Source organism: Dapis hubbardiae BLCC-M172 (assembly GCF_050016015.1).
In the GTDB taxonomy this organism is placed as follows: domain Bacteria; phylum Cyanobacteriota; class Cyanobacteriia; order Cyanobacteriales; family Microcoleaceae; genus Trichodesmium.
The window spans coordinates 76042-93473 of sequence record NZ_JBNHEQ010000195.1 but is presented as its reverse complement, the minus strand read 5'-3'; the positions used below and the strand labels follow the sequence as shown (position 1 = coordinate 93473).

Genomic DNA, 17432 nt, shown 5'->3' with positions numbered 1-17432 from the left:
AAATGCGTTTTCCGTTCCGGAATGCTCCGCAAACATGTCGCGCAGCGATACGTCCGTACGGGAGAAGTCAAAATAAGGATAATCAAAGATTAAATTGTCTCAAATCAGCAAAAAGGTAATTCTCTCAAGGTAATTACTTAATAACTGAAGTATTAATTAAGTATAGCATTAATACATGGGAATTGGTATAACTACCCAAATTTTTCAGTTATAAATGTTTTTTCTACCAAATTAAAATAGTAAGCATTCAGCCGTCAGCTATTACCTATCAGCTTCCCGGAAATATCTACATTCCCAGCCACACAATATATGATATGGGTTGACAACTCAAACCTCGTTTTTCTACTTCAATTTCAATTTCTGGCTTGAAAATGTACTATAAGTTAAAAGATTTGCTTGATTCATAATTACAGCTAATAGCTGAATGCTTACCTTAAAGGAAAATTTTTGATTTTATCCCCTATCCAAGGGGAGACTTTAAACCTGAATTATTTAATGATTAATTATTTGGTAACTTTAGTTATGAATCAACCTTATTTTGGCTGACTAACAACTAGAGGAAGACTTTTAAAAATAATACTTATTTTTATAGTAATTCGAAATATTTTGTCAGAAGTTTTATAGTAGTTAATTTAAGCTAAAAGCATTTGAAATTATGACTTATGAATCCTAACTGCTGACTGCTGACTCCTAACTACTACCAAAATATGACAACTAAAATAGAATTGCTATCTATAATGATAAATGCTATACCTTCAAAATAAAAACTCAAGGAAAGTTTTTCATCATAAGCAGAAATTTTTCCAGTTTTCACTTGAATAATGCTCAGTTTTCCAACTTTCCTTGTAGCTAAGTAATATTTAATTTTTGCTCTAATTTATTTCTCAAACCTAGACATAAAAATGATCTAGGTATTAATCTACTAAACTCAACAAAAATTCACACCACTTTTAAATTAATTATTGTTCTAAAATTTGACAAATTTTCTAAGTTAAATCAGACCAAATATTATCCTTAATCATGTTCATCCATCAAACCTATAGCTGATAGAGGACGATAGGTATAACTAGGAGATTTTGAAGTTTTTTGAATGTCTTCTTTAATTTGTTCCAGATCTATATAACGGTCAGAAACATTAATCAAACTATCGCTAGTCATAGCTCTAAGACTAACAACTTCAACCCTAACACCTCTATAACTAACAGCATCTACAGCATAGGCTAAATCTCCATCTCCACTAACTAATACAGCAGTGTCATAAGAACCTACTAAAGCCATCATATCAACAGCAATTTCTACATCAAGATTAGCTTTTTTAGAACCATCTGGTAATTGTACTAAGTCTTTAGAAATTACCCGATAACCATTACGACGCATCCACAACAAAAATCCTTGCTGTTTTTCATTAGTACGATCTACTCCAGTATAGAAAAAAGAACGTAGGAGACGAGAACCTCCTGTAAGACGTGAAAGAAGTTTCGTATAATCTATCTCAATTCCTAACTGCAAAGCAGCATAAAATAAGTTAGATCCATCAATAAAAATAGCTACTTTGCCACGATTTTCTAGAACTTGTTCTGGTGTAAATATTTCATTACACTCTATTTGTATTTGTTGATGATTCAACATTGTTTTTAACCTCAGTTTTTTATGAAATAAAGAAATTTAATTCTTAATCAGAAGATAATTTGTAAGAGAAAAAACAGGCTATGTAATTTGAAAAAACAATAGTTACCAATGGATGATTGATAATAGATGATTGATAATTAATCCCTAAAGGTTTAAATCCTATCCTTTTAAGGATCAAAAAGTGCTAGTGCCGCTACGCGGAATTCAAAATTCAAAATTCAAAATTCAACCATTATTGGTTAGTAAGGCTGACCGATTTTGTAACTGGTCAGTTATTTCTGCCATCCTGCACTAGGATATTTCCCGATATTCAATTCCCGTATGGTTTTAACCAGAAGCAATTATCCATTATCAATTAATTAATATTAGCTTTTTAAGCAACAGTTTCTATCAGTTCTAGTCTTTGAAAAACAGGTTGAGGTTGCCCCAGAATTTGATTTCCTGGTAGAGTGCCCCAACTTACTTGTTTAACAAAAATTTCTGAACTATTAATTACTGATTTATCGTTAAAATCATTTGAGAAACCTAGTTGCTGATAGATAGCATTGCTAATATTAGGAATGATCGGCGATAAAAGATAAGCTGCTAATCTAACAGACTCCAACACAGAATATAACACCTCTGCTACAGTTTCTAATTGACCCTGTTTATATAAACTCCACGGAGCAGTTTCGTCTATATATTTATCGCAGGCTCTAGCCAAAACTAATACCGCTTCACAAACTTTACTAAAAGCCAAAGAAGCATAAGCTTGAGTAACTTCTTCACCCAAACTAATACCTATTTTTTTAAGTGAATGAGAAACCTCTATTTTCTCACCATTAATATTAGGAATTTGACCATTAAAGTATTTATGAGCCATTTTCAGGGTACGATTTAGTAAATTCCCCAAACCATTTGCTAAGTCAGCATTGAGCACATTGATAAACCGGGTTTCACTAAAATCACCATCAACTCCAAATTCAATTTCTTTGAGAAAATAATAACGAACTGCATCAGAGCCGTACTTTTGGATTAATTCAAAAGGATCTAAAGTATTGCCTAATGATTTCCCCATCTTTTTGCCATCTTTGGTCAAAAATCCATGTCCAAATACACGCTCAGGCAGAGGTAAATCTGCTGACATTAGCATTGCTGGCCAATAAACAGCATGGAAACGTAATATATCTTTCCCAATTAGGTGCAGATTAATTGGCCACCACTTTGATAAAGCATTCTCTAGGGTGGGTTCACTATCAGGATCTAAAAGGGCTGTAACATAACCCAATAGAGCATCAAACCAAACATATATGGTATGGTTGGGATCGATAGGTAGTTGAAAGCCCCAATCTACATTAACTCTAGAGATTGAAAAGTCTTGTAATCCTTGTTTGACAAAGCTTAAGACTTCATTCCGACGGCTTTCGGGTTGAATAAATTCTGGCCTTTGTTGGTAGAAAGCTTCTAGTTGTTCCTGATACCTAGAGAGACGAAAGAAGTAGTTTTGCTCATCGCGCCATTCTACTTTTTGGTTAGTGTGAATAGCACAATATTTATCTTCTAGAAGTTCTCGCTCTTCTTTAAATTCTTCACAAGATACGCAATACCATCCTTGTTGCTGACTTAAGTAGATATCGCCTTGATCCCAAACTCTTTGGAAAAATTCTTTGACAATTTTTTCGTGGTTAGATGCAGTAGTACGACTAAAACGGTCATACTGAATATTTAGTTGTTGCCAAAGAGATTCAAATCCTGTAACTACTGAGTCACAGTGTTCTTTCGGGGATCTTCCTTTGCTTTGAGCTGTTCTTTGAATTTTCTGGCCATGCTCATCTGTACCAGTAATCATCAGCACCGATCTACCTTGTAGTCTTTGAAAACGAGCTACCGTATCGGCTGCAATAGTGGTATAAGCACTACCTATATGTGGTAAATCGTTAACATAGTAAAGGGGAGTTGTGATGGCAAAGGTATTTGTATTTGTATATATGTTGTTTTTCATGGAAAATCCGACTTAAATACTTTTGATTTAAACTGGCAATGGTGATAATTATTTTGAAGTCTAGTAGTATCGACCTTGATTAACTACTTAGCTTAACTACTTGTTTGCTGAACTAAATTAACTTGATTATAATTAGCTAATCAAGCCAATAATATCCCTTACCTTAACAGTAATGCTGTTGTATTGTTCTTCTATAATTTCTCAAAGAAATTTTAACTATTGGTATTTTGATGTTATTATTCTTACAGAATATTTATTTATTCAAAATCTAGAATTGAATCTCTATTTAGAGACAAAATGGGGAGCCAAGCAAATTAAGAGTATCTTAATTTCCCGTTTGTTCTTAGCTACTCTAGTAGAACTTTTTTCATAATGGAGACCAAATTCCTTTAGCAAGAGGCGTGTTACTTGGAAGTAACCATGGTAGTTCTATAGACCATTTGTTACTTACCAATGGATAATTGATAATTAATCAATTCGGCTTTATTGCCTTCTACTTCAAGATAAAAAAAGTGTTAGGAGATTTCTTTATCTTCAATTCCGTTAGGGTTTTAACCAGAGGTAATTATCCATTATTCATTATCAATTAATGAAAGTGGCCTTTAATCGTCCAATCTGATTTGCCTGCCATCACTATATGAGCCAAGTACCTTTGCTACGGGAAGTGGTGACTGGTTTAGGAGGTTTTCCTTTAGATCATCCTACTCAGAGAAAAAAGCATTTTTTTCAACAGGCAATAAAACTATTAGAAGCTCACCAACTATTTGGAGTGTTTCCAAAAGGTGCTGCACCTATGATAAAATTTACTCCTACTAATTTTATTGGTGATTGTCAAAGAGGATTTGCCCATTTGGCTCTGGGAGCGCCAGTATCAAATCTGGCAATATTACCGGATAATTAATAATTAATAATTATCAATTAAATAATTCAGGTTAAAAGCCTCCCCTTTCAAGGGGAAAAAAATAAATTTTTTCCTTTTAGTCAATCCTCTCCCTTTGAGGGAGAGGTAATTATCCATTATCCATTATCCATTATCCATTATCCATTAATGAACAGTAGCTATCGCTTCATCTGATGAGCAGTTAATTTCTTCAAGAATACCCTTGAAATTATTAAGTTTTTTTTGACCTTTCAGAACCTTTGTTCGATGAATCTAGATGGCATTTTGCAATAGTTGATCAACGCTCTAATATGATGTTCCATTGTCCATTTTGGGTGATAACTTCACATCATCGGCAATATCAAGGGAAATATGCTAAACATTTAGTTAATGATATAACTAATTATATTAGCCAATAAATTACCAATTTAGTGTCAGAAGAATGTGTTTAATCCTTGAATATTTCTTAATTTTGTGATTGCTAATATTGTTATTTTCTCAAATAAAACAAAAAATTACTAATTATTAAGTAATAATTAGGTAAATCACAAAAAAATAAAAATCTCATCAAAGTATAAGCGGAATGAAAATTTACTTAGATATCTCAACTATTAGTTATTAATTTATCAATCATTACTAATTTATATCTGTATTCAATCATGCAAGTAGGAAGTAGTAAAATTAGTTTTTTAAGGCCAACCGCCTCTAAACCAGAATTACCTTTATTTATTTTTCTACCTGCTATGGACGGTACAGGTAAATTGTTGAGAGCGCAACTTTCTAGATTATCAACTGCTTTTGATATTCGTTGTCTGAGTATCCCACAAAATGATTTATCGAGTTGGGATTGGTTATTGGAGAGAACAATCAACTTGATTAAAATTGAACAGGAATTAGCACCCAAAAGACCTGTTTATTTATGTGGAGAATCCTTTGGAGGATGTTTAGCACTAAAAGTTGCCTTCCATAATCCTGAATTATTAGACAAACTAATTTTAGTTAATTCAGCTACTTCATTTAGTCAAGAACCTATAGTAAAATATGGCTCATATCTTACTCAATATCTACCAACCTATTTATATCAATTATCTATAACGGCAACTTTACCCTTTTTAGGAGCTTTAGGGAGGATAGAACGAGAGGAGCGTCAAGCACTACTCAAAGCTATGCAGTCAATTTCTCAGCAGACTGCCATCTGGCGATTTGAGTTAATGCGTTCATTCCAACTAAACAAAAATCAACTAAAAAGTTTAAAAAAGCCTGTATTAGTTATTGCTAGTGCCGCGGATAGAATTTTTCCTTCCATATCACAAGCTAAGTTTTTAGTCAAGTATTTGCCTGAAGCTCAAATTGTTATTCTCCCTAATAGTGGCCACGCCTGCTTGTTAGAAGCAGACGTAGACCTTTACGAAATTATTCAAGGCCGATGGGGCAGTAAATTTAATGTAGCAGAAACACAGAGAGTATCTGCTACATTAAATACTTAGTTTAAACTAAGCCACTTTTGAGCGTTCAAGCGTTGAATCACACCAGACACCAATAAGTTCAGAGTAATTTTACGTTCATCAATTAAAAAAGGTTCTAAGGTAGCAGGTTTAGCTCCATTATCAGCACAAGAGAAAGCTCTAGGGCCTTTAATATCCTTTTTGGGAAAATAGACATTGAACTGACGCTGGCCTTTTTTAAACTTACCCACCACTTGCCAACATTCTTCAGATGAACCAAAGCCAATCATAGGTAGTTTTTGCTTAACTAGATTTAGATCGAGATCCTCAATACCTTCTTTGGTTAAAGCTTGCTGTAAAGCTGGCAAATAATCTTGCTGCATAAACTCAGCAAACGGTTTAGTTTCAACTGCTGGGGGCTTTTCTGGTTTTACCTTGCCTCCAGCAGGTTTAGTTTCAGTTTTTTTAGCTTCTTGTTCTTCTGCCATAAATGCTTCCTTAGTTAAATTTCTGCATAAGCTCGTTCTACTAAACGACGAGCCAGGGTTTGAACTCCTGTATGTTCATAATAATTGGTACTCATATCTAGGAATGCAGCCAAATAGTCCAATTTATCATCGCTAAATTCTACGAAACTTTGCAAGCTATTGGCCACATTTTCTGGTGTAATGCCCCGATCGCTGACAAAATCTCCCATCCAACCAGAAACAGAGCCGAAAGCTTCCCCAATAAAGCCCAACTTACTATCTTTATCATCTCCTGGAATAGCTTCCTCAATTCCCCGGAAGCCTTCGTTTTCTTCTAAGTCTGAGGTAGAAAGTCCTTCTATCCATTCAGCAGCTGCACCTAGAAAATCTGGCCCTAAAGGAATTAAACCATCAAAACAAACTAAAGCTGCTAACCGCATCAAAGATTCTCCACTATAATCTCCTAAAGCGCCGACAAAATCACCAATACTATCTCCTGGAATGCCATTTATGGAACAGAAACCTAATAATTCTGCAACTACTTTTAGAGATAGATCGATAGTTTGGGCTTTTCCTGGTTTAGGAGTAAGGCTAGTTAACAAACCTCCCACCAGAGGTATTTTATCTCCAACCATATTAGCTAGGGAAGCTGCACCTAAAGCACGACCTGCTCCACTCACAGTTTGATATAGCCACAAAGCACGTTGATATCCTTGAGCTTTGTCATTGAAGAGAATTACAGCTCGATCGCCTATTTGCTGAATTAGGTCTTCGTCGTCTTCCCCTGTTACAGTGCGGATAGTATTTTCAAATCCTACCAAGTTATCCCACTCTCCAGGAACAACAAAGTCTAGGGCGCGTAAAGCTTTAATTGTAATATTGTCAGTGGGTAGTTCATCTACTAATTCAAAGATTGGTTTACTCATTTAAGGCTCCTTAATTTCAGTTATTAGTTATCAGTTATCAGTACCTCTGGCTGAAGTTGGAGGCAAGACAATCTGAAATTTCCTTTTTTATCCCCATTACTGGGGAGGTATGAGATGGTATTTCTTGGTTAAAAATTCAAACTTGGCGTTGGTAAATCAAGAGATGAAATTTTAAGAGTAATCTGTTTCTAATACCTCTAAATATTTAACCAGAGTCAGAGATCGGTATTACCCCAAGTAGAAAATTATCCCACCAATTACCAATACCTAAAAGTTAGTTAATAGAGTAAGAGGCTTTTTTGAGTATTGGGGCAGGATTTTTTTTGATTAAACATCTCCAACAATAAAAAATTAAATCAATTATCGTAGAGAAATTATCAATTATTTCCCCCTCCATACCTATTCCTTATTCCCTAGTTAAAAGTGAATAGAGGAAGACGCTTTTTTTTCAGTATTGGGGCAGGATTTTTTTGATTAGACATCTCCAACAATAAAAAATTAAATCAATTATCGTAGAGAAATTATCAATTATTTACCAATGGATAATTAATCAATTTGGTATAAAGCCTTCTATTTCAAGTTCAAGAGAAAAAAAGAAATTGTGATTTTGTGATCTTCAATTCCTTTAGGGTTTTTATGGAGGTAATTATCCATTATCCATTAATGAACCCTATTCCCTTCTATTTGAGACTAGATAGACCTCTGAGATTGAATTTTTGTAGCCATGCTTCGCGATCGCTGGCTGTAAATGAGGGGTCTTTTGATTGAGCTTTTACCTGAAAACGATTATCTACTAATACAGCAGTAGTAGTTTTACCTTGTTCTACTGCTGGATATCCTCCGATTTTTTTGCTGCTATTTTGGAATTTGTTGGCAGCAGTAGGGGAAGCAGAAATATCATTAATAGACATAACTGCTACTTCTTTACCATCTTTTTTGAGACTTGCTTGAGCAAAGCCTTTTTTCTCTTGAGCATAGTTTAATTTATAGTCCCCACTGGAGGATGGGAAATATTTGTTTAGACTGCCACCTGTTACTTGTTTAGCTTCGGAGGGACGTTCTGTTTTACTTTGTTGTTGGGCTTGATCGAAACGACTGGGTTGTTTAGCTCCACCACAAGCAGAAGTTAATAGTAATAGGGTAATTAATATTGGGGCTAATATTTTTGGTAATCGATGACCGAATCTCATTAGACATCTCTCCTATAAATTTATACTTGAGGTTGTTGTTATAATTTTCCCTTAAAATTGCACAATTTGTGTATATTTAATTTTTTCTGATGGCCTAGGAAACTCTATCAAGCAAACCGAGTTGTAGAAATAGGAAATTTTCACATTTATGTTTAAATCATATCCCCTATTATCGGGAAGCTTTCTGTCTGCTTATAATTCATAAAAATATAGTCAAATATGACATATTCTTATTTTGCCAGTTTTACCTTGACGCTCGTGTTAGCATAGCTCCGACCCAGGATGTACTACAACACCACGCCAGTTGCTTTAAGTCGGGAGACCCGCCCAACGCACTGGCTCCTCTATCCCATGGTCAAATACATTTGGGATTGCTTTTCTCATAATATTCAAAGAACCATTAACGTAACTCATTAATCAATCTTCCACCACCTGTGCGATTTGCATTCCCCGTTTCACCCTTTTTGCACTATAAAGTTGACTGATTTTTCTCACCGTTTAAGTACACAGGAATTGCATCATTATCCATAAAACTTGCAATTGAAGTATAAGATTCTTCGGTTAAAATTACCTGAATTCCTACCATTTTGGCTTTATAAGATAACATTTCTATTAACTTAGTATAGGGAATTTGAACAAAATTTTGATTGTTCTTTTTTCCTAAATTAATTAATCTCCTGTTTCCACTCCTGATTTTGGCCAATTATCAAAATTCCTATTTTCTGAGTGATGAGGCTATTAATAATCAAACGAGATGTTTTATGCAGATAATCATTGATTTTAAATTCTCTTTTATTCGCTAGTTTTCTTAGTCTCTGACTTGATTGATTTTCTCTTAGCAGACCTTGAAGACTGGTTCTAACCTTGTTATAGTATTGATTGATAGATTTTAACGGTCTGCCATTTATCACTCTTGGGTTTGATTCCGGCGCCCTTAAAGGTTTCGGCTGTCGCCGACATGAAAATGTAGCTAAATTGTTTAATCCAATATCAATACTGGCATAACGATTTTCCTCTAGCTCGTATTGTTGTTCCCATTTATCATAAATCACCTCAATTACATAATGGTTCAGTCTAGGGACAAGACGAACTTGTTTAAGAGCGTGAAGTAGGTACTAATGTTTTTAGATAAATCCCAGTTTGAGAAGGATTAATAATTCCTTGTTTTAGTTGCCTCTTGCTGATGGCTTGTTTCGTATAAATTACAATATTTCTTCGGTGTTATTTTATTTTTATATCCACCGAAGACGAGGAGGAGCATTAAACTTTGATAGGTGTTGTTTATAAACTTCGTTCGCGGCTAAAAAGCTTTTTGGTTTTTCTCTCTAAAATCATCAATATTTGTTGAGATACTCGATTCTGGCATTGCTTTATAGTCTACTTGAGTAGAAAGTGTTTTTTGCAGGTCATAATAGGAAAGATAAATCTTTTCAAATATAAAAGACTGACGAACTAAATAATTAGCATGAGTTTAAGAGATTTTTATACAAGAAACAAAGTCGGTCAATTTCAGGATAAAACCGATGATTTTTTTGAATAATATGTCTCTCAACTCATTTCATAAATCAAGGAGTTAAAATTACTAAAGGCTGGGAACATTTATGAGTTTTTATTATTATTTATTCTTGACTTGCCAGCCAATTTCATTATACCCTTAAACATAAGGTCGAGACTTATTAAATTTTGTCAAATACTTAGTAGCTCTTTTGTAGCAATAAACGAAGAGATTTGACATTATTTGACTACATAAGACTATATTTATGTACCATGTTTATTATACCATTTATCAGGCATTAATGGTGCTTTGTAACAACTACTTTATACTTGAAAATTTTGCCTAAACTTCCTAACAGCTAAAACCTACCACATAACATATCCTTTTCAGGATATATAGCAAATTTTTGAGATTTGGTATTACCTGTTGATAATCTGCTTTTGTAGATAAGAAAATTCTCATTCCTGAGTCTGAGTTTGATGAAGCACCATGATTTCATAAAACATCCGCTTTATAGCAAACTCAAATTTATAGAAAATTCAAAAAATATCTTTATTTTTGAACATAAAAATAAAATAAGGTATCAATCCTCGCCTTTTAAGAGGATGAAAAAGAAAATTCCGGTTTTCAAGTCTCCCTATTGCAGGAGGTACTAATAATTGATAACTGAAATGACACTCCCTGGACTGAAGTCAAGGCAATTCTTGAGCGGAATAAATTTGATATAAATTTAGTTCCGTAAAATTTTACCCTTAATAGCATAGTCAAAAATCATTCTAGACCCCTCATTCCAAGAGATTTTTTATCTGCAATAAAAATCTGGTTGCTATATACCAAAACTCATTAATACATTAGTAAAAATTCAGCTATTAGCTGTCAGCTAGCCTCCCGTGCAAGAACTGCGTTAACAGCAATAATACCATGCCACTAAAGAACGTGTTTAAATTAATATGGACTTTAAGGTAAAGGGAGCTAGCTTTTGTAGTAAGATTTAATTCTGGCTCAATTAATAAGTAAGCACTCAGCTATCAGCTACGGAATGCTACGCAAACAGCTTTTTAAAATGCTAGGAGTTAAGAAATTATAAGTTGTTGTGTATCTAGATTTTATATTCCCTATTGCCTTTGACAAAAATTGAATATATTGTCATTCATAGTAAGCGCGCTTTTCATGATTCATAGAATATAGATATTTTGGCTTAAAGGTAGAAGGCATAAGGCAGAAATAATGCAAGTCAACATGAGTGAAAACCCCTATAAAAACCTTAGCTGATAGCTGACGGCTGACGGCTGAATGCTTACATTAATAAAGCTTTTATCGCGCACCAAAAATAATAGCTGATAGCTGACGGCTGACCACTGACCGCTGTTTGCGCAGCATTCCGTTTGCGCAGCATTCCGCAGGAAAGGAAATGCTTACATAGATTAAATCAATAAATTATGACAAATAAAATATCTCAAGCTGATAAAAGAAGAGAAGTTATTACAACTTTAGAATCTGCTTATCCAATATCAACTGAAAAAGCAACTTTAGCAATTTTAGGTAGAGGTGCATGGGGTTCAGCTTTAGCAAAATTAGCAATTCATAATCAACATGAAATATATTTATGGTCTCGTAGCTTAAATGTCAGTTTAGAACAGGTACTAAAGGATGTTGATATAATAGTTTCGGCAATTTCTATGAAAGGAGTTAATGAAATTGCTGAGAAAATTAAAAAGATTGGTTTACCAAAAAAAGTAATTATTATTACTGCTACAAAAGGATTAGACCCAGAAACAACTCGTACTCCTTCTCAGATTTGGGAAGCTAATTTTCCTCATAATCCTGTGGTAGTTTTATCAGGTCCTAATTTATCAAAAGAAATTAATGATAAATTACCAGCAGCAACGGTAGTTGCTAGTAAAAATAAGGGAGCAGCAACGACGGTACAAAATATTTTTGCTTCTGGTTTATTTCGGGTTTATAGTAGTTCCGATCCGATAGGTACTGAGTTAGGTGGAACTTTAAAAAATGTCATTGCTATTGCTAGTGGAGTTTGTGATGGTTTGGAACTTGGTACTAATGCTAAATCAGCTTTATTAACTCGTGCTTTGACAGAAATTATTCGTATTGGTACTCATTTAGGTGGAAAAACTGAAACCTTTTTTGGGTTATCTGGTTTAGGAGATATGTTGGCAACTTGTGGTAGTTATTTGAGTAGAAATTATCGGGTTGGTTATGGTTTAGCACAGGGAAAAAGTTTGGAGGAAATTTTAGAGGAATTACCTGGTACTGCTGAGGGTGTTAATACTACAAATGTTTTGATTGATATTGCTAATAGGGAGGAAATTACTCTGCCTATTTCTAGTCAAGTTTTTCTATTGTTGAATGGTAAGATTACTCCAGAAGAAGCCGTGGAAGCTTTAATGGGAAGAGATTTAAAACCAGAATTTTAATATCAAATCCAGCAGAGTAATTTTTTTACCCTGGTCTACCCAAAATGCTAACTTTTTGAGCATTTTTAGACGTTATACCTGAATTTTTTTTTCGACCTAAAAGGCTAAAACCTTTATTTATAAATGCTTTGAGATTTATTCAGCAAACCATAATTAGGAGTTGCTGATGAATTGATAAAAAGTAGAGTTTTCAAATTTCTCTCCTTCTCTAACTCTTTTGCCTTATTTTATATAGATATAGATATAACGCCATGTGCAACTTTTCCTAACTTACTAAATTTAGCGACTTCTAAAAAGAACCTTTTCAACCTTATGGGTATAAGCCGTGGTATTTTCGTAGAAAGTTGCACATCGCATAGATATAGATTCTCCCTAAAACTTTACCACTAAAAGGCCAAAACTATTGCGCATTAGTAATTTGTTTTTATTTTTTATTTTTTGATTAAATAAATATTTCTGATAAAAATAGAAAAAATTTCTGAAATTCTAATCCTCTGGTCTGGAAAAAGTTAGTTTTTTTCCTTAATGATGAAATTTTTTCACAAAATATGTAAAGTTCAAACATAGCAAAGTTTACCCCAAGAAGAAAAATAAATAGGGCAGTCACAATAAAACAAAAAAATTAGTGGTTATAGTTAGGCAACGGCAATATTGCTCAGGTTATGCTCGGTGGTTATGTAGCTACCGTTAGGCTCGGCCAACCCTTCAACCAATTCAGCAGTTGGTTCGGACGCTTCCCAATCGGGAAAGATTTTACGGATAATTTTAACGTGAGGCTCGACCTCAATCCACAGCCTGGCTCCCCCTGCCTGACTACGATTGGGCTTGTGAGGTCGGTAGACGATTTTGCAAGGTCCTACTATTTCAACTTCGTGGCATCTATCATTACGATCGCCTTGCTTGACAGAAATAGCTGGATCGCTTGTACCGTGGTCTCGGTTAGCATCAATTACTCTTCGTACAATATGAATAAAGGTATTGCCTGTACGCTGTCCTTTGTTCCAAGTTCCCTGTGGACCTCTAAGACCAGTGGTTATTTCTGGCATTCCCCGACTATTTAGAGGAATCCTCCAAAATCTGCCTTCTTTTTCTGCTCCAAGAACGCGACCTTGTTTTAAAAGTAGTCTGAGTCTCGCAGTAGAAATATTTAAGAGAAATGCTGCTTCTGTTGTTCCAATTGACATGGGCCTAAACTATTTCGGAATGGTTTTTGAGTATAACAGATAAAAGAATAGTATAACCTACATTCCGTACAACAAAATGTAGTATTGAAAAAGGACTCAGGAGTCAGGAGTCAGGAGTCAGAATTCAGGAGAAAATCATAGTTGTAACTTAATGACTAAACAATCAAGTAAGTATTTATGCTTAATTTCTACTAAAAATTTGACTGCTGAGAAAGGTCAATGACGATGATTGACATAGTATAAATACTTAGCGAGATCGGGATTTTTATACTACTTTTAATGTTACAACTTGACGTGCGGAAGGTGGGGTATAAAAAAACTATAGTATTATGGGCCTGGGAGTAACAATCTGCCTAAGTGGGAGGCAAAAATGGCTACAGCAGGAAATGATAGTTGATTTTAAACTATCTATAGCAATCCGCGCTTATGTTGCGGGTAATTAAAAAGTCAATAAAAAAGTTGAAACTCCAACCAGTTAAGTGTTCCCTAAAAGCAGTAAGATTTTTGCCACGAATATGCGGAGGATTGCTATATTTAGTTGAGAAAAAACTTATTCAAAAATATCAAATGAATGATTTAGTCAGCTCCTAATTGTCCGACGGCAAAAATTTGGATATTACCAAGCATTACCAATAATAGTAAAAGCTGCCCAATAATAGGGATGAGATAAATTTTCATCTGTATATTCTGCTAATTCTTGTGGCAATTTGACTCGACTATTAGAACCATATAACTCACCTTTTTTTAAACTTACTTTCCCTTTTAACATTGCTATTTGGGCTTGTCGAAGCGCTTCTGCTTTAAGTAAAATTTTCTGAAAATTTTGATAAAACTCATTCATTAAAGCTAAAGTTCCTACATCACTAACATACCAAAGACTTGCTAGAGCAGATTTAACTCCAGCTTGGACGGTTAAACCAGCAAAACCTAATTCCGCTTGTTGATCTCCCACGGCAGTTTTACAAGCACTTAGAACTAATAGCTCTACTTTTGGTTGATGCCATTTCAAGTTTCTTATATCATCTAGTTCCAGTTTTTCTTTGTGCCAAAATTGAATATAAGAATTACTTGGTTGACCTGACCTAAACTCAGCATGAGTAGCTAAATGAATAATTCCAAATTTCTGTTTTTGTCGTTGCTCTTGTAAATTTTCAACTGTAAAGTCTTGGTTAATAAATGCCTCTCCTTGCCACAATTTTTGTGTGATTTCTTTTAACTCTGTTGGTACAGCAGGTAGAGATTGATGGTCAATAAATTCTGATGCTCCCATTGCTAATACTTGCATATTTTTTCTGGGATTATATTCAGTTTCAATCATATTAAAAGCCGGAATAAGAGCAACACTATATTTTTCTATGAGAAATTTTTTTCCATCATGTAATGCGGATAATGGTAAACTGCGTAAACCAGGTCCTAAGCAAAAAATAATAGTATCTACTTTTTGCTTTTCTAATTCTGACTCAATGGGAGTGACTATCCACCGATAAAGTTTTTGAGCTGGTTTGAGATATGATTCTGTGTGACGCATTCTTGGATCTATGATTTCTCCAGCTAACATTTTTACTGTATTTAATACAGTTTTTCGCTCGGCATCAGTAATACTGTATATAACTGGTATTTGATTGGCAGTGATTAACACTAATTGTATTTGTTTTTTGCGAGGCCATACCCAGACAACGGCAGGGTTTTTATCAATTTGAAATTGCCATAGATAAAGTTGTTTAGCGATAGTTTCAGCAGTCAAGGTAAAACTTGAGAGATTTGCACCAAAGTAATTTTCATAAGCTTTTTCCCAAGTTTGCTCAATTCTATTGACAATTTCTTGGACAGCCTGAGTTTCTAATAATTTATCCCACTCAGATTCTTGAATAGCAAATGCTGGTTTTTTTGGTAGGAAAATATTTAAGCTAATGGTGCTTAAGAAAACTAATATAAATAGGAAGGATAAAATTAGATTTTTCTTCCATCTATTGTTAAACATAATTTAACTTCCTTTTTTTTTCCAACTCTATCAATTATGATTCAATCTAAAATTTATGCATAGCCTAAGTATAGTAATTTTACTTTTGGTGTCAAGAGTTGGCTTTTGTATTTTCCTGATCTTGAGGATTTAGAATTCAAAAAAATAAAGAAATTAAAAAGCAAAGCTTAAATAAGTTAAACTTCAGTCTGTTTCAATAATTGATAATTGATAATGGATAATTGATAATTACAAGAAGGTTAAAACCGTTACGGAATTGAAGATGAGGAAATATTATTTCTTCTCTTGGTCGATTGGATATGGCTAGGTTTCCCGAAGAGTTCAGAGCCGCTGCCTCTTGCAGAGGAGCTGCGCTAACGCTAACGCTTTTCATGTCGACTCTTAGCCGAGACAGCATCCCATCCTGACGGACTGCGAGCAATTCATGTCGCGTTTGCGTTAGCATTCCGTAGGAAAGCGTTTTCCTGACGGAATGCTCCGCAAACATGTCGGCTCAAGCGCCGAAAAAGACCGCTTTTTTCCCCTATCCAAGGGGAGGCTTCAAGGCGCGAATTATTTAATTATTAATAATTAATAATTCGGTAAATTATGTAACTAATAAAATTCTTATTCCTTAGCTTTCCTTCAAGTATAATTAATTTGCCTCATTTACACAGAAATCAGATGAGATAAAATTGATATTCTTACTAATATCTAGACAATAGTCTATACTATGAAAAATCAGAGCTTTGATGTATAATTAATCTAAAATTTAAAACAAACCTGACCAAAAAATAAGGTCTCAAGCCTCCCCTTGGATGGGGATGAAAAAATAAACTTTAGTATCTCAAGCCTCCTATAAAATAGGAGGTAATGATAACTGATAACTGATAACTGATAATTGATAACTAAAATGACATCTCTAGAAAATAATACTCCTCCAGAAGATTCAAATAACAATAATTTAGCACCTATAAGTTTAAAAGAGCCACAGATTCAGTCCGATGGAGTAGACAATATTCCTTCGCAAGACTTAGGCGATCGCCAAAATTCAGAAGAAAATGATTATCTCGACCAAGTTCCTGATGAAGTTGAGATGTCTATTTTTGACCATCTCGAAGAGTTACGAATGCGGATATTTTATTCTTTAATAGCAGTAGTAGTAGCTATTATTAGTTGCTTTATTGTTGTTAAACCCATTGTCAAATTTCTAGAAATTCCTGCCCAGGGAGTAAAATTTCTCCAACTCGCTCCAGGAGAATACTTTTTTGTCACTATTAAAGTAGCTGCATATAGTGGTCTTCTTTTAGCAAGTCCCTTTATACTTTATCAAATAGTTAAGTTTGTCCTACCTGGTTTAACTATTAGAGAAAGAAGATTTCTCGGACCAATTTTTTTAGGTTCTACAGTTTTATTTGGATTGGGATTAGTATTTGCTTATTTTGCAATTGTACCAGCAGCTTTGAAATTTTTTATTGGTTATGGTTCGGCAGTAGTAGAGCAAGCATGGTCAATTGAAAGATACTTTGAATTTGTCTTGTTATTAATGTTTAGTACGGCATTAGCATTTCAAATTCCTATTCTACAATTCTTATTAGGTATTGTGGGAATAGTTACTTCTCAACAAATGCTTTCTGGTTGGAGATATGTATTGTTAGGAGCTGCAGTTTTAGGAGCGGTTTTAACTCCTTCAACTGACCCTTTGACTCAAAGTTTATTGGGTGGAGCAGTAGTTGCTCTTTATCTGGGAGGTAGTTTGGTTGTTAAGTTGATAGGGAAATAAAAAATACTGCCTTGACTTAATTATTAGTAGTTGTCACACTGGCAGTGAAATTTTATA

At 34.2% G+C, this 17432-nt stretch carries 13 protein-coding genes; 4 read left to right on the top strand and 9 right to left on the bottom strand.

Annotated features, from left to right (window positions below):
- Nucleotides 1-1014: 1014 nt before the first annotated feature.
- Both ACP6PK_RS18050 and metG read right to left on the bottom strand, forming a co-directional pair.
- Nucleotides 1015-1629, bottom strand: a complete 615-nt coding sequence (locus tag ACP6PK_RS18050; protein WP_293104224.1) for a LabA-like NYN domain-containing protein — start codon at nt 1627-1629, stop codon at nt 1015-1017.
- Between the two features lie 373 nt (nt 1630-2002).
- Nucleotides 2003-3610, bottom strand: coding sequence for a methionine--tRNA ligase (gene metG, locus ACP6PK_RS18045; RefSeq protein ID WP_426561396.1), 1608 nt, complete (start codon nt 3608-3610; stop codon nt 2003-2005).
- Nucleotides 3611-4247: 637 nt separating this feature from the next.
- On the opposite strand from metG, the gene ACP6PK_RS18040 reads away from it, so the two are divergent.
- A complete protein-coding gene (locus ACP6PK_RS18040) occupies nt 4248-4511 on the top strand; it encodes a hypothetical protein (protein ID WP_426561394.1) in 264 nt (87 codons plus the stop codon).
- Nucleotides 4512-5149: 638 nt separating this feature from the next.
- Nucleotides 5150-5977: an alpha/beta fold hydrolase gene (locus ACP6PK_RS18035; protein WP_426561392.1), complete on the top strand. Its 828-nt coding sequence runs from the start codon at nt 5150-5152 to the stop codon at nt 5975-5977.
- Here ACP6PK_RS18035 and ACP6PK_RS18030 read toward each other — a convergent pair.
- The 5 genes from ACP6PK_RS18030 to ACP6PK_RS18010 form a co-directional block, all read right to left on the bottom strand.
- Entirely contained in the window at nt 5974-6423 is a 450-nt protein-coding gene (locus tag ACP6PK_RS18030; protein ID WP_094677481.1) for a DUF2996 domain-containing protein, read from the bottom strand. The two genes, ACP6PK_RS18035 and ACP6PK_RS18030, sit on opposite strands and share 4 nt — an antisense overlap.
- A 14-nt stretch (nt 6424-6437) precedes the next feature.
- Nucleotides 6438-7328 carry a hypothetical protein gene (locus tag ACP6PK_RS18025; RefSeq protein ID WP_426561390.1) on the bottom strand — a complete coding sequence of 297 codons (891 nt, stop codon included), beginning with the start codon at nt 7326-7328 and terminating at the stop codon, nt 6438-6440.
- A gap of 680 nt (nt 7329-8008) precedes the next feature.
- Nucleotides 8009-8518, bottom strand: coding sequence for a hypothetical protein (locus ACP6PK_RS18020; RefSeq protein ID WP_094677483.1), 510 nt, complete (start codon nt 8516-8518; stop codon nt 8009-8011).
- 469 nt (nt 8519-8987) lie between these two features.
- A complete protein-coding gene (locus ACP6PK_RS18015) occupies nt 8988-9221 on the bottom strand; it encodes an IS200/IS605 family accessory protein TnpB-related protein (RefSeq protein WP_426561387.1) in 234 nt (77 codons plus the stop codon).
- Nucleotides 9184-9570 carry a transposase gene (locus ACP6PK_RS18010; RefSeq protein ID WP_426561385.1) on the bottom strand — a complete coding sequence of 129 codons (387 nt, stop codon included), beginning with the start codon at nt 9568-9570 and terminating at the stop codon, nt 9184-9186. The genes ACP6PK_RS18015 and ACP6PK_RS18010 overlap by 38 nt, the downstream gene beginning before the upstream one ends.
- A 1882-nt stretch (nt 9571-11452) precedes the next feature.
- Here ACP6PK_RS18010 and ACP6PK_RS18005 point away from each other — a divergent pair.
- Nucleotides 11453-12448: an NAD(P)H-dependent glycerol-3-phosphate dehydrogenase gene (locus ACP6PK_RS18005; protein WP_426561383.1), complete on the top strand. Its 996-nt coding sequence runs from the start codon at nt 11453-11455 to the stop codon at nt 12446-12448.
- A 635-nt stretch (nt 12449-13083) separates the two neighbouring features.
- On the opposite strand, the gene ACP6PK_RS18000 is transcribed toward ACP6PK_RS18005, so the two are convergent.
- Together ACP6PK_RS18000 and ACP6PK_RS17995 are read right to left on the bottom strand one after the other, a co-directional pair.
- The gene (locus tag ACP6PK_RS18000) at nt 13084-13632 is read right to left on the bottom strand and encodes a hypothetical protein (protein WP_426561381.1); all 549 of its coding nucleotides are present in this window, start codon (nt 13630-13632) and stop codon (nt 13084-13086) included.
- A gap of 616 nt (nt 13633-14248) precedes the next feature.
- On the bottom strand, nt 14249-15613 hold the full coding sequence (locus ACP6PK_RS17995) for a CHAT domain-containing protein (protein WP_426561379.1): 1365 nt from the start codon (nt 15611-15613) through the stop codon (nt 14249-14251).
- 892 nt (nt 15614-16505) lie between these two features.
- On the opposite strand from ACP6PK_RS17995, the gene tatC reads away from it, so the two are divergent.
- Nucleotides 16506-17375, top strand: coding sequence for a twin-arginine translocase subunit TatC (gene tatC / locus ACP6PK_RS17990; RefSeq protein WP_426561377.1), 870 nt, complete (start codon nt 16506-16508; stop codon nt 17373-17375).
- Nucleotides 17376-17432 lie beyond the last annotated feature (57 nt).